This is a genomic window from Novosphingobium sp. (assembly GCF_036820275.1).
In the GTDB taxonomy this organism is placed as follows: domain Bacteria; phylum Pseudomonadota; class Alphaproteobacteria; order Sphingomonadales; family Sphingomonadaceae; genus Novosphingobium.
In genome coordinates this window covers 22,131-38,639 of the sequence record NZ_DAISLT010000021.1, presented here as the reverse complement: position 1 = coordinate 38,639, position 16,509 = coordinate 22,131, and the positions used below count along the sequence as shown (strand labels likewise).

The following is a 16,509-nucleotide window of genomic DNA, read 5'->3' as shown; positions in this document are numbered from 1 at the left end:
ATGGCGCCCAATTCCACTCTGCGCGAGAAGTTCGACAGTGCCGCCGCCGGCGATCCGCGTGACGGAGAGGGTGCGCAGGTCATCGACCTGGCCACCCGCAACGTCATGCCGCAGGTCAGCCAGCGCAAGAAGGCCGATGGCCTCGGCCTTGCTGCCGGTGTGCTCATCGTCGCGGCGCTGGGCGGACTGACGCTGTGGTCGATGGATTCGGTGCGCAATGGACCGGCGGCCCAGCCGCAGCCTGCCGCCCCGGCGCCGGTTGCCCCCGCCCCGGCCGCGCCTGCACCGGTCGCTGCCGCACCCCAGCCCGAAGCGACGCCCGCCGCGCTGCCCGCTCCCGCGCCTGCTCCTGTCCTCGCCGCCGCGCCCGGCACCGCCCCGGCGCCCGAGGCCAATCCCTTTGCCAACCCCACCGTGGTCTTCGATGCGGGCGGTAATGCCGTGACGATCCCCGCCGTCGGCCCGGCCGGAGAAGCCAAGGGCGGCAACGCAAACGACGATTTCGCCGCGCGCATCGGCGGCACCGGCAGCACCGCCGCTGCCGCGCGCACTTTCGATCCCGCCACCACGGTGACGCAGGGCACGCTGATCCCCGCCGTGCTGGAAACCGCGATCGATACCGACGTGCCCGGCTACGTCCGCGCCATCGTATCGGCCGACGTGCGCAGCTTCGACGGCAAGCGCACGCTGATCCCGCGCTCCTCGCGCCTGATCGGCCAGTACAAGAGCGGCCTCACCGCCGGACAGAAGCGGGCCTATGTGATCTGGAGCCGCCTGATCCGTCCGGACGGCGTGTCCGTGAACCTCGGCTCGCCCGCCATCGCCTTCGGCGGCGAGACCGGCCTTCCGGGCAAGGTCAACAGCCACTTCTTCGAGCGCTTCGGTTCGGCCATGCTGCTTTCGGTCGTCGGCGGGCTTTCGACCCTGGCCACCAGCGGCTCCAGCGTCGTGATCGGCGGCGGTCAGTCGGCGGCGGCGGCGGCGGTTCAGCAGAGCGGCAGCGTCGGCCCGACGATCCGCGTCCGCCAGGGTGAGCCGATCCGCGTCTTCACCGCCAAGGACCTCGATTTCAGCCAGGTCCAGTGACGCAAGATGGCAGACATCCTGACCCTGCAAGGAACCGCCCCGGTGCCTGAGGCGCAGCCGCCCGCAGCCAATCCAGCCGTGCAGGCGCGCTCGGTCTATCTCGACGCCTACCTCGCGCCGCTGCGGCCGTGGCTGGACCGCGAGAGCGTCACCGAAATCCTCGTCAACCGTCCCGGCGAGATCTGGGTGGAAGACGCCGCGCATCCCGGCATGCAGCACATCGCCTTGCCGGAAATGGACAACCGCCTGCTCCAGCGCCTGGCCGAACAGGTCGCGCGGATCAGCCACCAGGGCATCAACCGCGAGCACCCGCTGCTCTCTGCCACGCTCCCCGGCTACGGCAACCAGAGCGGTGCGCGCATCCAGCTTGTGGGCCCGCCCGCCACGCGCGCCAACTGGGCCATGGCGATCCGCCGCCACCGCCTGCTCGAACTGCCGCTCGACGCCTACGACCGCGGCCCGATCGCCGCGCCGGTGGAGGAACCGACGCCCGATCCGATGGCCCAGCCCATCGCCTTCCTGCGAGACGCCATCCGCCGCCGCCGCACGATCCTGATCTCCGGCGGCACCTCGACCGGCAAGACCACCTTCCTCAACGCCATGCTCTCCGAAATTCCGCAGCACGAGCGCGTCGTCTTGGTCGAGGATACCGCCGAACTGCGCCTTCCGGGCGCCAACGGCGTCGGCCTGATCGCGGTGAAAGGCGAACTCGGCGAGGCCAAGGTCTCCGCCAACGACCTGCTTCAGGCGGCCCTGCGCCTGCGCCCGGACCGCATCGTGCTGGGCGAACTGCGCGGCAGCGAAACCGTCTCGTTCCTGCGCGCCATCAATACCGGGCACCCCGGCTCGTTCTCGACCGTCCACGCGAACACCCCGCGCGGTGCGCTGGAGCAGATCGCGCTGATGTCGATGCAGACGGGTATCGGTCTCACGCGGGCGGAGACGCTGGAATATGCGGCCTCGGTGATCGATATCGTCGTGCAGCTTGACCGGCAGGGGGGCAAGCGCGGGATTTCGGCGATTGCCGAAAGCGCGAGTCTCGTAGGGTAAGAAGGGAAGAGCAGGGGCCATCGCCCCTGCACCCCGTTACTGTCGGCGTTGGGCCTCGCCTATCGGTAGTGCGCTCCTCGACGGGTTTTCAGGTCTTCCGGCGCGAATGAGGCGCTTAGACTGGCTCTTGTGTTGGGCTTCACCGTTTGTGGGGGCAGGCGCTCGGCGATGTTCCGACGCGCCCTTTCGCCGGAAGACGAAACCGCTCCCAAGCAATGCGCCAACCACCGATAGGCGAGACAGAAGGCAGCCAGTACCGGGGGTGCAGGGGGCGATGGCCCCCTGCTTCCACCTTAATCCTTCAATCCACCAAAGCGAGTCCGCTGGGATCGCGAACCTCGCATTCCAGCCCCAGCCAGTCGGCCAAGGCCTTGTGGTCCTTGGCCACGCCCGGACTGTAGAGCGGGCGCATGGAGGGATCGAGTGTGAGGATCAGCTTGCCGTCCTCGCTGCGAACCGAGCTGCTGGCGAGGCCCTGCGCGGAGCATCCGGTCAGGCGGCGGCAGAGGCGCACCGCGAGGCCCCAGCCGATTGCGCGGTCGAGGTCTTCCTGCGAGGCGAGGCGGGTGAATTGTTCCGGCACTTCGGTCTGGCCGGAGTTGGCGAAGACGGTCATCGCCATCATCCCGCGCCCGTGCATGTCGAGCCCGATCCAGCGCTTGCGCAGCGCCCAGGTCATGGCTTCCTCGGTACGCAGGTTCGGCTCGGTGCGCATCGCGGCGAGGGCAAGCAGGCCGGAGGCCTGGCGAAGCTGGCGGTCCTGCGGTTCCTCGCGGCAGACCGGGGCGGTCCAGCGAGCGAGGGCCATGGCGTCTTCGGCGGTGACGCGGGCCGAGGCCGAGAAGCCGGCGACGCTAGCCAGCATCGGGTCCTGCGCCTGGATCTCGGCGGGAAGCTGCGCGTGGAGCAGGCCTTCGCGCAGGCCCCAGGAAGAGAACACCAGCTTGGAAGGCTTGAGCTGGGCGATCACTTCCACCATCAGCGCGGCGGCGTCGGGCAGGGTGGCGAGGCGGCTTGCGGAGATGCGCGGATCGACGTCGTTGAGCTTGCCCTTGGCGAAGATCCGCGCGAGGCGCAGGGCTTCGGAGGCGGGCAGTTCGAAGCCGTGGGGGTCGTCCACCGGGAAGGCGAGCGCGCGCATGGCCTGGAGCGCAAGGGCACGCCAGGAGCCGCCGACGATGTAGAGCGGTTGTCCGCGGCCCCGATTCCAGCCTGCCTTTTCGAGGCCCTTCTGCACGGTTTCTGAGAACCTGGCCTCACCCGCTGCACGCAGGTCCGGCAGGCGCAGGGTGCCGAGCGGCAGGGTGATGCCGCCGGTGCTGCGCCCGTCCGCGATCTCGACGAGTTCGAGGCTGCCGCCGCCAAGGTCCGCTGCTACGCCGTGCGCGCCGGGGAAGGCGGCGATGACTCCGGTCGCACTGGCGCGGGCTTCTTCCTCGCCCGAAAGCAGGCGAGGGGAGAGTCCGAACTCGCGCACGGCATCGAGGAAGACCTTGCCGTTGGAGGCATCGCGCGCGGCGGCGGTGGCCACGCATTCCACGTCCTTGACGTCGAGCAGGCGCAGCAGTCCCGCGAAGCGGGAGAGCGCCACCAGCGCGGTCTTCATCGACTTGTCGTTGATCGCGCCGGTCTTGCCCAGATCGCGGCCGAGCCGGGCATTGACCTTCTCGTTCAGGATGACGACCGGAGCGCGTTGCGGTCCGTTGTAGACGACCATGCGCACGGTATTCGAACCGATGTCGATGATTGCGCGCTTTTCGCAGCTTTGGCTAATGCCGATCATTCCGTGTCAGACGAATCGCCCGGGAGCGGGCAGCCTGCGCTCCCTATGTCAGATGTTGCCGCGTCTTAGCGAGAGCTTTGGCACCTTTCGTCCACTGGCAAGCGATGCGCCGCGCCCTGAAAGCGACGGGTTGGTCATGAAATAGCGGTGGAGATTGAACGGGTTGTCGCTTTCTCCCACGCGCTCGGAAGTGCCGTCCGGATGAAGAATCCAGGACTGTTCGGTGTCCAGCAGATTGGCCAGCATGACCTGGTCCAGAACCTGGTCGTGCACGGTCTTGTTGGTGATCGGCACCATGACCTCGACGCGGCGGTCGAGATTGCGGCTCATGCCGTCGGCCGAGGTGATGAACACGCGGGCGCGGCGGTTGGGCATTTCTGCGCCGTTGGCGAAAGCCCAGATGCGGCAGTGCTCGAGGAAGCGGCCGATCACCGACTTCACCGCGATATTCTCGGAAAGGCCTTCGATTCCCGGACGCAGGCAGCAGATGCCGCGCACCACCAGGTCGATGTCCACGCCGGCCTTGCTGGCGGCGTAGAGACGGTCGATCAGGTCGGGGTCGGTCAGCGAGTTGAGCTTGGCCCAGATCGCCGCCGGTTTGCCGTTGCGGGCATTCTCGATCTCGGCGTCGATGCAGTCGTAGAGCGTGGAGCGCAGCGAGATCGGCGAGATCGACAGGCACTCGGTGACTTTGGGTTCGACGTAGCCGGTGATGAAGTTGAACAGGCGCCCGACGTCGCGTCCGATCGCCGGATCGGCGGTGAAATAGGACAAGTCGGTATAGATGCGCGCGGTGATCGGGTGGTAGTTGCCGGTGCCGAAGTGGCAATAGGTGCGATAGCCGCCGCCATTGCTCATATCGCCTTCGCGGCGCACGATCATCGAGGTCTTGGCGTGGGTTTTCCAGTCCACGAAGCCGTAGATCACCTGAACGCCCGCGCGTTCGAGCTGGCTGGCCCAGAGCAGGTTCTGCTCCTCGTCGAAGCGAGCCTTCAACTCGACCACGGCGGTCACCGACTTGCCCTGCTCGGCGGCATAGATCAGCGCCGAGATGATCGCCGACTGCTTGCCGGCGCGGTAGAGCGTCTGCTTGATCGCGACGACGTCCGGATCGCGCGCGGCCTGGCGCAGGAAGTCGATCACCACCTCGAAGCTTTCGTAGGGGTGCTGGACGACGATGTCCTTCTCGCGAATGGCGGCGAAGATATCGCCGTCATGTTCGAGAATGCGTTCGGGATAGCGCGGGGTATAGGGTTCGAACTTCAGTTCCGGACGGTCCTCGTCGCAGATCGCGGAAAGGCCGGAGAAGCCGATCAGCCCTTCCGTCTTCATGATGAGGGCCTTGTCCAGGCCGAGCTGGTTGCGCAGCAGCCCCTCGGCGGAAGGATCGAAGGCGCCCTGAAGCTGGAGTACGATGACGATGCCGCGGCGGCGGCGCTGGATCGCGGTGCGATAGTAGCGCACCAGATCCTCGGCATCTTCCTCGATCTCGATGTCGCTGTCGCGCAGGATGCGGAACACGCCGTGGCCGTTTACCCCGAAGCCGGGGAACAGCTCGCCGGCGTTGCGGCAGATCAGGTCCTCGATCGAGATCCACGCCGCTTCCTCGCCCGGAATGCGCACGAAGCGCGGCAGGGGAGCGGGGATCAGGACCATTTCCATGACCGGTGCATCGTCGGCCAGACGGGTCAGGGCGAAGAGGACGCCGATGCCCTGGTTGGCGACGAAGGGGAAAGGGTGCGCCGGGTCGATCGCCTGCGGCGTGATGACCGGCATGACCTGTCCGAGGAAATAGCTGCGCAGCCACGCCTCACGCTCCGGGTCGAGGCGCTCGTCGCCGATCACGCGGATGCCGGCCTCGGCCAGTTGCACCTTGAGCCCGGCCCAGGTGTCCTGCTGGATCTGTTCGAGTTCGAGCACCTTTTCGTGCGTGGAGGCCAGGGCCTGCGAGGGCGTGAGGCCGTCGGTCGAGATCTCCTCGATCTGGCGGCGGACCTGTCCCGCGAGGCCGGCCACGCGCACCATCAGGAATTCGTCGATATTGCTGCCGGAGATCGACAGGAAGCGCAGCCGTTCGAGCAGGGGATAGTTCGGATTCGTGGCTTCGGCGAGAACGCGCTCGTTGAACGCCAGCCAGCTTTTCTCGCGGTTGAAGAACCGCGCGGGCTGGGTGGAAAGATCTTCGGCGGCGCCGCTTTCCTGTTCTTCGATGGTTTCCCGAATTTCGAGCATATCCTGGCTCTTCACATCTGCTCCGTTACAGCGATTGCCCCTTGCATGCCACGATGACAGTTTGCGGGCAATCCGGCCAGTCTTGCGAATTGCCCTGCCGCTCTTTCGGTTGGACGCCGCTCTTTCGGCTGGACGCCGCTGGGCCGGACTGGAAAGGCGCCGGCATGACCACGAACGCGCTGCTTGCTGGCTATCTCGGCCTGGTGAACCTTACCGCCTTCTTCGCCTTTGCTTTCGACAAGGGGCGGGCCATCGCGGGCGGCAGGCGCGTGCCCGAGCGGCGATTGCTGACGTTCGCGGCGATCGGCGGTTCGCCCGGTGCGCTGCTGGCGCGCCACGTTCTGCGCCACAAGACGCGCAAGCAGCCTTTCGTCAATCGCCTGCGTGCGATCGTGGCGGTGCAGGCGATCGGGCTGGCCGGACTCGCGTGGGCAGTGCTGGGCTGATTCGTCCCTGATGGGGGAGGGGGATGCGGGGTGCCCGTTCTCGATGTCAGGCAACGCGCCTGTGCCCCTCCACCCCCCGCTGCGCGGGCGGTCCCCCTCCCCGTGCCGGGGAGGAATCAGGTGCCCGGTTGCACGTAGGGTGCGGTGGCCCAGAGTTCGCGCTGCCAGCCGCGCGGGTCGTTTTCCAGGCGAACCCTGTCTCCGAACACCATCGTCGCGCGGGAGGGGAGCGCGTAGCTCGCCCAGTCCGCCAGTCCCGGTTGTCCGACCTTGGCGAGGCCGGTGAATGCGCCCATCATCGTCTTGCTCAGAGCCTGTGCCTTGGCGTCCGCTCCGGAAAAGCTCCCCGGTGCGTCGAGCGTGCCGAAGACGTAGGGAATGTCGTCGGTATGCGCCGCGCCGCGCAAGGGATCGATGGGGGAGGGGCGTTCCAGCTGATAGACCCACGTCGCGGCCGCGCCCGCTCTCGCGCGTTCGTCGGCCTCGATGACCTGTCCCGGCCATGACCGTCCTGCCGTGGTTGCGGCGTAGAACACCTGCTCGACGCTCCAGCCCGGTTCGCGGGCGCGGTATTGGTCGATGACCCATTGCGGGTCGAGGTCGATCTTCACCTCGCGGCCCATGCGCTCGGCCAGGTTGCTCCAGTCGAGGCCTTTCAGTTTGGCCCCGCGCGGATCGAGGAAAGCGCGGGTCTCCTCATGCGTGTTGCCGAGGATCATGGGCACCGATAGCGATTGCGGAGCGGCGTTGGGCCAGAACGGGTGACGCGGCAGGTTGGTCATGTCCAGCACCGGGCCGAAGTAGACCGGGCCGCTGCCCATCACCGGATCGGTGGTGTCGAGCGCGGCGGTGAGGCGCTCGACGGGAATGGAGCGCAGTCCCTCGACATCGCCGGGCGCCAGCTTCAGCGCCGCCATCAGCGCCTGCGTGCGCGCCCAGGCGTGCATCGGGCCGCTGGCTTGCACCTGCTGTCCGCTCATCGTCGCGGCGGAGTGGAACAGGCCCTTGGCCACCGGCATGGCCATGAGCGTGGCGATCTTGGCGCCGCCGCCTGACTGGCCGAACACCATGACCCTTGCCGGATCGCCGCCGAAGGCCGCGATATGCGCGCGCACCCATTGCAGCGCGAGGATCAGGTCGAGCTGGCCGAGATTGCCGCTGTCCGCGTATTGGGGGCCGAAGGGTTTGAGCCAGGCATATCCTAGCGCGTTGAGCCGGTGGTTGACGGTAACGACCACCACATCACCCTCGGCCGCCAGCTTCGCACCCTGCGTGAGGGGATCGGTGACCGAGCCGGTGGTGTAGGCGCCGCCGTGGAAATAGACCATGACCGCGCGCTTGGCAGCGGGGTTTGCCTCAGGCGTCCAGACGTTGAGGAACAGGCAGTCCTCGGACTGCGGCTGATCGTCCATGCCGCGCTGGGGGCAGATCGGGCCGAAGACTTGCGCATCGGTGCGCGGGCCGTCCCAGGGTTCGGCCACGGCACGGGCGAAGCGTGCCGCGCGGCCATAGCGGATGCCCCGGAAGGCAAGCACGCCCTGCTGCTGCACCCCGACATAGCGGCCGACCAGAGGCCGAACGGGAGATCGGGCAAAGGCGGGGGCTACGCTGGCGGCGAGTGCGACAGCCCCGCCCGCCAGCACGGCGCGCCGCGTGGTTTCAGCGCCTGACGTCGCCTCCTGAAGCGGAAAAGGCATCGAGTTCTCCCGGTCCGATCAGGCACATGTCTCCGGGCAGGGAGTGCTTCAGCACCGTGTAGGCCAGCCCGGCCTGTGCCATTTCCTCAATGTTCACGCCGTTCAGCCAGCCGTGCAGCACACCTGCCGCGAAGGCGTCTCCGGTGCCGATGCGGTCGACGATCTGCGTCACTTCCACTTCGTCAGTCTGGTATCCGCCCTCGCGCGCGTCGATCCGCGCGGCGATGCGATGGTGTGCGGCGTTGACGACATGGCGCGCCGTGGAGGCGATGATCTGGAGGCCGGGGAAGGCGTCGAAGGCGGCCTCGGCAGCCTCGCGGCGACGGTCCTCGCCATCGCCGGAGAACGTCTTGCCCAGCAGCAGCGAGATATCGCGGTGGTTGCCGATCATCACCGTGGCGGCGGAGACCAGTTCGGTCAGCACCTCGCGCGGATTGCTGTCCCAGCTTTCCCAGAGCAGCGCACGGTAGTTGCCGTCGAAGCAGATCGGCACGCCGGCTTCCTGCGCCGCGCGCACCGCTGCCTTGGCGAGCGCCACGCCGCCGGGGCCTAGCGCCGGGGTGATGCCGGAAAGGTGCAGCAGTCGCGCGCCGTCCAGCGCAGTGGCAAAGTCGAAGTCCTGCGGCGCGCTCCCGGCAAAGGTGCTGCCGGCGCGGTCGTACGTGATCGCCGAAGGGCGCAGGCCGGCGCCGCTTTCGAGGAAATAGAGGCCCATGCGGCCTGCTCCGCCAGTGACATAGCGCGTGTCCACGCCTGCCGCCGCCAGTGCGGCGCGGGCCTTGTCGCCCAGCGGGCTGGCGGGCAGGCGGGTGACCATGCGCACGGCATGGCCGAGCGAGGCGAGGCCGGAGGCGACATTCGCCTCGGCACCGCCCACCACCATGTCGAGCGTGTTACACTGCACCATCAGGCGGTGCGCGGGGGTGGCGAAGCGCAGGAGGACTTCGCCGAAGCAGGTTACATGTCCGGTCATGGCGCCTGTCTTAGCGAGCCAGCCAGCCGCCGTCGACGGCAAGAATGTGACCGCTAACATAATCCGCAGCCGGGGAGGCCAGGAACACCGCGGCACCGGCGATATCCTTGGGGTCACCCCAGCGGCCGGTCGGGATGCGCTCCAGGATCTGGCGGTTACGCGTCTCGTCGCCTTGCAGCGCGGCGGTGTTGTTGGTGGAGATGTAGCCCGGCGCGATGGCGTTCACCTGCACGCCTTTACCGGCCAGTTCGTTGGCCATGGCCTTGGTCACGCCGCCCACGCCCGACTTCGCCGCCGCATAGCTGGGCACGCGGATGCCGCCCTGGAAAGTGAGGAGCGAGGCGATATTGACGATCTTGCCGGATCCGCGTTCCACCATGCCCTTCGCCGCCGCTTGGCTGAGGAAGAACAGGGTCTTGAGGTTGGTGTCGACTACCGCGTCCCAGTCCGCTTCGGAGAACTGGAGCAGATCGTCGCGGCGGATGATCCCGGCATTGTTGACCAGGATATCGACTTTGCCGAGGCCCGCCACGGCTTCGTCGATCACCCGGCCCACGGGTTCGATCGAAGACAGGTCGGCCTTGATGTTCACGCACTTGCGACCGGCCTGTTCGATCAGCGCGATCGTTTCGGTCGGTTCGCTGCGCCCGGCCAGGGCAACATCTGCGCCCGCTTCGGCCAGCGCCACCGCAATGGCCTGCCCGATCCCCGTATTGGCGCCCGTGACGAGCGCGGCCTTGCCTTCGAGGCTGAAGGAAATCGCCATAAGTCAGTCCTGTCCCAATCTGACCGACCAAACAGGATCGGTCCTATGTGGCCTTTACCCCGACGTTCCGTCCCCTCGGTTCGTCATTGCGAGCGTAGCGAAGCAATCCAGGGGCGGTTTACGCGGCTCTGGATTGCTTCGTCGCTAGGCTCCTCGCAATGACGAAGGCAGGGGAGGGATCAAACCGGGGCCAAGCCGATCCGTTTACTGGAGCTGGCAGATATCCAGCACGTTCAGGTCGGTATAGTCGAGGTTTTCCCCGCCCATGGCCCAGATGAACGCGTACTTCTTGGTGCCCGAACCCATGTGGATCGACCACGGCGGGCTGATGACAGCCTCCTCGTTGGCGATCACGATGTGGCGCATCTGGTCCGGCTCGCCCATGTAGTGGAAGATGCGGTCGTTCTCTTCGGGGAGGTCGAAGTAGAGATAGATCTCGCTGCGGCGGTCGTGGAGGTGTGGGGGCATGGTGTTCCACACCGAGCCTTCTTCCAGCACGGTGAGGCCGAGCAGGAGCTGCGCGCTCTCGCAGACGCCGGGGATCACCAGCTGGTAGATCGTGCGCTGGTTCGAGTTGGCGAGGTCACCGCGGGCGAGCGGGTTGGCCTGTTCCAGCGTGATGTGCTTGATCGGGCAGGTCTTGTGGGCGGGAACCGAGGCGATGTAGAACCGCGCGGTCTCGCCTTCGAAGATCACCTCGTCCGTGCCCATGGGGACGTAGAGGCATTCCTTGTTCTTCATCTCGAAGCGCTGGCCGTCCACCGTGATCGCGCCCGGACCGCCGATGTTGATGATGCCCGCTTCGCGGCGTTCGAGAAAAGGATGGCCCTCGGCGCTCTTCGGTTCGGTCTGCGCGGGCAGCTTGAGCGGACCCTGCGAGGGCACCGCGCCGCCGATGACGAAGCGTTCATTGTGCGAATAGTTGAGGTTGACCTTGCCGTCCTCGAACATGCCGCCGACGAGGTAGCGATCGCGCAGTTCCTCGTTGGAGACGCACTCCATCATGTCGGGATGGGTGGCGTGGTAGGTCTTGCAGAACACGGGGGCTCTCTCCCTTGTGGAATTCAGTTCCGTATGGTGGGACGCTATTGCGCTTCAGGTCAAGTCTTATCCGGTCTTGGTAACCGGTGTCAATAATCGGCTTTGTCTAGAAAATGCGCGAAAGGGCATTTTCGGTGTGGGCCGGTGCCGGGAAATCCGGCTGGCCGGATTTCCAGACAATCAGGTGCCGGGTGGGGCGACCGAGGCGCGGCGTACGAGGTCGGAAAGAAACAGCGAGGGCTGTTCGGAGGCGCCGGCGGGGTCGATCAGCTTGTGCGCGGCGGCGGTCGCCATCGGCAGGATCGGCCAGCGCACGGTGGTCAGCGGCGGCCAGATATGCGCGGCGATGGCCGTATCGTCAAAGCCGATGATCGAGAGTTGTTCGGGCACCGAAATACCCTTGGCGCGTGCGGCGTGAAGCACGCCTGCAGCCATCTCGTCGTTGCTGGAGAAGATCGCGGTAGGGCGCGGATCGGCGGAAAGCAGCCGCTCCCCGGCGGCGAGGCCCGATTCGAAGCGATAGTTTCCGCGTGCGCTGATCTTGGGATCGGGCTTGAGGCCCGCCGAGGCGAGTCCGTCGATGAAGCCCAGTTCGCGTTCGTGCGCTGAACGGAAGCCCTCCGGTCCGGCGATGAAGCCGATCCGGCGGTGGCCGAGGCTGGTCAGCCAGGAGACGGCTTCCTTCACGGCATGGCGGTCGTTCGAGGCGACGAGGCGATTGTCGTCGTCGAGCCGGGCGGAGCCCATGCGCACGAGCGTACAGCCGAGTTCGCGGCAGACTGCCGCCAGCCCGTCGTTCTCGGAGATCGGCGGCAGCAGCAGCACGCCGTAGAGCCGCTGCTGCTCGATGAAGCGGCGGATATCGTCGAGCATCGTCGGCGAGTGTCGGTCGACGGGGCGCACGACGAGCGCGAACTCGGTGTCGCGGATCGCATCCAGAATGCCTTCCTGCACCCCGAGTACCATCTGCGCGTTCGGGTTGTCGTGGATCAGGCCGATCAGGAAATTGCGGCGCAGGGCAAGGGCGCGGGCCTGGGGGTTGGGCACGTAGCCGATCTCGGCGATCACCGCCTCGACCTTTTCGCGGGTGGCCTGCCCCAGCAACGGGGACTTGTTGATGACGCGGCTGACGGTTTTCTTGGACACGCCGGAAAGGCGCGCGACATCGTTGATGGTCGGCTTGGTGTCGCGTTTGGTTTCGTCCGGCATCCTTGCCCCTTTTGACGGCCCCGCCATGCGGTTTCGCCCGATATGTTATGAGCCGCTTGCCTTCCTGCGCGCGGAAAGGCAAGATGACACCGGTTTCCATATCTTGGAAGTCCTCAATTTTGCCCTAGCTCTGGTCCGACGATGTCCTTCGAAATCCCCGCTTCGATCCGTATCCACCCCCGCGACACCGTGGCCGTCGCCTTGCGTCCGCTCACCGCCGGAGAAACGGTGGAGGGCATGACCCTGCTGGACGAGGTGGGGCAGGGCCACAAGTTTGCGCTCGCCGACATTGCGGAGGGCGATACGGTGGTGAAGTACGGCCAGCCGATCGGCCGCGCTACCCGGGCGATCCCGGCGGGCAGCCATGTTCACACCCACAATGTCGAGACGGCGCTTGCGGGCGAACTGGCCTATTCGCCGCATCTCGGGGAGGGGAAGGGCCATTCTGCCCGGGCGGACACCGATCTGACCTGGCGCGGCTATCTGCGGGCGGACGGCCGCGCGGCGACCCGCAACGAGATCTGGATTCTGCCTACGGTTGGCTGCGTCGGCATGACCGCCGAACAGGTCGCGCGCGAAGCCCAGACGCGTCATGCGGACCTGATCGCTACCGGAAAGATCGACGGCATTCACGCCTTTGCCCATCCGCATGGCTGCTCCCAGCTTGGCGACGATCTCGACGGCACCCGGGCGCTGCTCGCGGGACTTGCCGCCAGCCCCAATGCGGCCGGTGTGCTGCTGCTCGGCCTCGGTTGCGAATCGAACCAGTTGGATGCCCTGGTCGAGGCGGTGCCGGTCTGGGCGCGGTCCAAGCTGCGGATTTTGTCCAGCCAGTCGGCGGGCAACGAGATCGAGGAGGCGGGCCTGCTCGTCGACGAACTCGTGGCCGAAGCGGCGACGGCCAAGCGCAGCGAACTGCCGCTTTCAGCGCTCACCATCGGCCTGAAGTGCGGCGGTTCGGACGGATTCTCGGGCCTTACTGCCAATCCCCTGCTCGGACGCCTGTCCGAGACGATGGCGGAGGCGGGCGGCAAGGCGATCCTCACCGAAATCCCGGAGATCTTCGGTGCCGAACAAGCCTTGCTCGACCGCGCGACCTCGCGCGATGTCTTCGAGGCGGCGGCGGGGCTGGTGAACCGTTTCAAGCGCTATTACCTCGACCAAGGGCTGCCGGTTTCGGAAAATCCCTCGCCGGGCAATCTTGCGGGCGGGATCACCACGCTGGAGGAAAAGTCCCTCGGGGCGGTGCAGAAGGCGGGCACGGCACCGCTGGCCGACGTCATCGACTATGGCGGGCAGGCGAGCGTGCCCGGCGTCACCTTGCTCGAAGCACCGGGCAACGATGCGGTATCCTCCACGGCGCTGGCCGCTTCGGGTGCGACCCTGGTGCTGTTCACCACCGGGCGCGGTACGCCGCTGGGCTTCCCGGTGCCGACAGTGAAGGTCGCCTCCAACCGCCGCCTTTCCGAAGCGAAACCGCACTGGATCGACTTCGACGCATCGATCGCGCTGGAAGGCGGACAGGACGTGGCGGATGCTGCGTTCCTCCGGAAAATCTGCGCGATCGCCAGCGGCGAGCCGACGGCATCGGAACGCGGAGGCCAGCGCGCCATCGCTGTCTGGAAGCGCGGCGTAACTCTCTGAATTCAGAAGATCGCAAGCCGTGGAACAGCTTTTGATTTGCTTATGACACCGGTTTCCTTTAACCACGCAACAAGAACAATGAAGGGATGGGGATGAGCTCCAACGAACAGGCCTTTCACGAGCAGGCTCACGCGGTTGCGGGGGCATTCGTGGCGGCGCGGCGCGAAAAACGCGCTCTGACGACGTACCCCGGCGAAGCGCCTTCCGACCTTGCCGCAGCCTATACCATCCAGAACCTGGCCATCGGTCTGGACGGCCGCACGGTGGCGGGTTGGAAAGTCGGCAGGATCAATGCGCCCGAAGACGCGCGCCTCGGTGCCGATCGCCTGTCCGGCCCGATCTTCGCGGACAGCGTGGTTTCCGTGCAAGCAGGCGAGGCGCCGGAAATGCCGGTCTTCGCCAATGGGTTCGCGGCGGCGGAAGCGGAATTCCTTCTCCATGTCGCGCCGGGCTGGGACGGTGTCGTGCCTGCCGACGATGCGGCAACCCGCAAGGTGCTCGATGCCGTGCATGTCGGCATTGAAGTGGCCAGTTCGCCTTATCCGGGCATCAATGCCGACGGCCCGCCGGTGACGATTTCCGATTTCGGCAATAATGCCGGCATGGTGATCGGTCCGGTGCTGGAAGGCTGGGAAAGTGCCGCGTTCGAGACCATCAATGTCCGCTTCGAAATCGAAGGCGTGGAGATTGCCTCGGCGACGACCGCGACCATGCTGGACGGCCCGCTGGGCGCAGTACGTTTCCTGCTGGCGAACCTTTCGGCGCGCGGCATCGATTGCAGCGGCGGGACCTGGGTTTCGACCGGCGCGGTCACCGGGGTTCATCCGGTGGTGCCCGGGCAGAACGTGCTCGCACGTTTCGACGGACATGGCAGTGTAGGCTGCAAGATCGTGGCGGCGCAGCCCGTCTAGGAGAGATCCATCGGCAGGCCCGAAAACAGCGCCGCCGAAAAGGGAGCAGGATCACATGAACGCAGGTGCCGGGGAAATGACCGAAAGCCCTCCTGTTGAAAGGCCGGCTGTTCACCCCACAGCCGGACGCTATCGCTGGGTGATCGTCGGCCTGCTTTTCGCGGCGACGGCGATCAACTACGTCGACCGGCAGATGATCGGCGTGCTCAAGCCCACGTTGGAGGCGGAGTTCCACTGGACCGAATCCGACTTCGCCGGGATCGTGTTCTGGTTCCAGCTCGCCTATGCCATCGGCTATCTCTCGTTCGGCAAAGTGGTGGACGTGCTGGGCGCGCGGGTGGGCTATGCGGTCGCGCTCATCATCTGGACGATCAGCCACATGGCGCATGGCTTCGCCAGCGGGATCACGTCCTTCGCGGTGGCGCGCTTCGGTCTGGGCATCGGCGAATCGGGTAACTTCCCCGCCGGTATCCGCGCGGTGACCGACTGGTTCCCGCAGAAGGAACGCGCCTTCGCGATCGGCCTGTTCAACGCCGGTGCCAATGTGGGTGCGATCCTGACGCCGCTGATCGTGCCGCTGCTGGTGCTCTGGTTCGATTGGCGAATGGCCTTCTTCGTCACCGGGATCTTCGGCATCCTCTGGCTGGTCGCGTGGTGGGCGATGTATCGCCACCCGACCGAGCATGGCCGCGTCACCCGCGGCGAACTCGCCTGGATTCAGCAGGACCCGGCCGACCCGGTCGAGAAGATCGGCTGGATGCGGCTGCTTACCGTCAAGGAAACCTGGGCCTTCGCACTCGGCAAGTTCCTGATCGATCCGATCTGGTGGTTCTTCCTGTTCTGGCTGCCGGGCTACCTGTTCGAGCGCTACGACCTCGACCTCAAGACATTCGGTCTGCCGCTTGCCGGAATCTACCTGATCTCGGACCTCGGCAGCGTCGGCGGTGGCTGGCTGTCCTCAAAGCTCATCAAAGCCGGCAAGACGCCCAACTTCGCCCGGAAGATCACGATGCTGATCTGCGCGTTCTGTGTCCTGCCGATCTGGTTCGCGCAGAGCATCGACAGCGTCTGGTCGGCGGTGCTCGTCATCGGCCTCGCCACGGCGGCGCATCAGGCGTTCTCGGCCAATCTCTATACGCTGCCCTCGGACGTGTTCCCGCGCGGCGCGGTGGGCTCGGTCGTCGGGATCGGCGGAACGGTGGGGGCGTTCGGCGGCATGGGCATGGCGCTGTTCGCCGGCTACATCCTCGATGCGACGCATAGCTACGAAGTGCTCTTCGCGATTTGCGCGAGCGCTTATCTGCTGGCGCTGGCCGTGGTTCATGTGCTGAGCCCGAGGCTGGAGAAGGCGAAAGTTTGAAGAAGGGAAATTCCGGGGGATGATCCCCCGGACCCTCGGAATGTCGACCTTGCGCGCCGCTATGCGTTTTGTGCTCCCTGCGGCGCAGCCATTATGTTTCCCGACGCGGCCATGAGCGCACGACGGATTTGGTCCGCGTGACCTGGACGGTATTGGGGGTGCAGGGGGTCTTTGATCCCCTGCTTTTCCTTTTCTATCTGCAGATCGAAATAAGCCCCGGCTTCACCACCGGTGAGGTGGGCGCCGAGGCCGATGCCCATTCATCGCTTCGGCGTTGGCTCATCGATTGATTGCGGCCCCATAGGTTGCGA

General features: G+C 66.4%; 14 protein-coding genes. 7 read left to right on the top strand and 7 right to left on the bottom strand.

Annotation, left to right across the window (positions count from 1 at the left end; genetic code table 11):
- Nucleotides 1–1,086, top strand: a complete 1,086-nt coding sequence (locus V7066_RS16690; RefSeq protein WP_334184113.1) for a TrbI/VirB10 family protein — start codon at nt 1–3, stop codon at nt 1,084–1,086.
- A gap of 6 nt (nt 1,087–1,092) precedes the next feature.
- A complete protein-coding gene (virB11, locus tag V7066_RS16685; protein ID WP_334184112.1) occupies nt 1,093–2,136 on the top strand; it encodes a P-type DNA transfer ATPase VirB11 in 1,044 nt (347 codons plus the stop codon).
- Between the two features lie 301 nt (nt 2,137–2,437).
- Here the strand turns inward: virB11 and V7066_RS16680 are convergent, their stop codons facing one another.
- Together V7066_RS16680 and V7066_RS16675 are read right to left on the bottom strand one after the other, a co-directional pair.
- A complete protein-coding gene (locus V7066_RS16680; protein WP_334184111.1) occupies nt 2,438–3,919 on the bottom strand; it encodes a Ppx/GppA family phosphatase in 1,482 nt (493 codons plus the stop codon).
- Between the two features lie 48 nt (nt 3,920–3,967).
- Nucleotides 3,968–6,151 (bottom strand): RNA degradosome polyphosphate kinase, encoded by a 2,184-nt coding sequence (locus V7066_RS16675; protein WP_442947337.1) that lies wholly within the window; start codon nt 6,149–6,151, stop codon nt 3,968–3,970.
- Between the two features lie 164 nt (nt 6,152–6,315).
- Here V7066_RS16675 and V7066_RS16670 point away from each other — a divergent pair, with 164 nt between their 5' ends.
- Nucleotides 6,316–6,597 carry a DUF1294 domain-containing protein gene (locus tag V7066_RS16670; RefSeq protein WP_334184109.1) on the top strand — a complete coding sequence of 94 codons (282 nt, stop codon included), beginning with the start codon at nt 6,316–6,318 and terminating at the stop codon, nt 6,595–6,597.
- Nucleotides 6,598–6,713: 116 nt separating this feature from the next.
- Here V7066_RS16670 and V7066_RS16665 read toward each other — a convergent pair whose 3' ends face one another.
- The 5 genes from V7066_RS16665 to V7066_RS16645 form a co-directional block, all read right to left on the bottom strand.
- Nucleotides 6,714–8,294, bottom strand: a complete 1,581-nt coding sequence (locus V7066_RS16665; RefSeq protein WP_334184108.1) for a carboxylesterase/lipase family protein — start codon at nt 8,292–8,294, stop codon at nt 6,714–6,716.
- Nucleotides 8,257–9,267, bottom strand: coding sequence for a sugar kinase (locus tag V7066_RS16660; RefSeq protein ID WP_334184107.1), 1,011 nt, complete (start codon nt 9,265–9,267; stop codon nt 8,257–8,259). The genes V7066_RS16665 and V7066_RS16660 overlap by 38 nt, the downstream gene beginning before the upstream one ends.
- Before the next feature lie 10 nt (nt 9,268–9,277).
- The gene (gene kduD, locus V7066_RS16655) at nt 9,278–10,033 is read right to left on the bottom strand and encodes a 2-dehydro-3-deoxy-D-gluconate 5-dehydrogenase KduD (RefSeq protein ID WP_334184106.1); all 756 of its coding nucleotides are present in this window, start codon (nt 10,031–10,033) and stop codon (nt 9,278–9,280) included.
- Between the two features lie 204 nt (nt 10,034–10,237).
- Nucleotides 10,238–11,074: a 5-dehydro-4-deoxy-D-glucuronate isomerase gene (gene kduI, locus V7066_RS16650; protein WP_334184105.1), complete on the bottom strand. Its 837-nt coding sequence runs from the start codon at nt 11,072–11,074 to the stop codon at nt 10,238–10,240.
- Between the two features lie 180 nt (nt 11,075–11,254).
- The gene (locus V7066_RS16645; protein WP_334184104.1) at nt 11,255–12,283 is read right to left on the bottom strand and encodes a LacI family DNA-binding transcriptional regulator; all 1,029 of its coding nucleotides are present in this window, start codon (nt 12,281–12,283) and stop codon (nt 11,255–11,257) included.
- A 141-nt stretch (nt 12,284–12,424) separates the two neighbouring features.
- Here V7066_RS16645 and V7066_RS16640 point away from each other — a divergent pair, with 141 nt between their 5' ends.
- The 4 genes from V7066_RS16640 (at nt 12,425) to V7066_RS16625 (ending at nt 16,488) form a co-directional block, all read left to right on the top strand.
- Complete coding sequence (locus tag V7066_RS16640; RefSeq protein WP_334184103.1) at nt 12,425–13,927, top strand: UxaA family hydrolase; 1,503 nt, start codon at nt 12,425–12,427, stop codon at nt 13,925–13,927.
- 92 nt (nt 13,928–14,019) lie between these two features.
- On the top strand, nt 14,020–14,838 hold the full coding sequence (locus tag V7066_RS16635) for a 2-keto-4-pentenoate hydratase (protein ID WP_334184102.1): 819 nt from the start codon (nt 14,020–14,022) through the stop codon (nt 14,836–14,838).
- A gap of 76 nt (nt 14,839–14,914) precedes the next feature.
- Nucleotides 14,915–16,198 (top strand): MFS transporter, encoded by a 1,284-nt coding sequence (locus V7066_RS16630; protein ID WP_334184155.1) that lies wholly within the window; start codon nt 14,915–14,917, stop codon nt 16,196–16,198.
- 137 nt (nt 16,199–16,335) lie between these two features.
- Nucleotides 16,336–16,488, top strand: a complete 153-nt coding sequence (locus V7066_RS16625) for a hypothetical protein (protein WP_334184101.1) — start codon at nt 16,336–16,338, stop codon at nt 16,486–16,488.
- Nucleotides 16,489–16,509 lie beyond the last annotated feature (21 nt).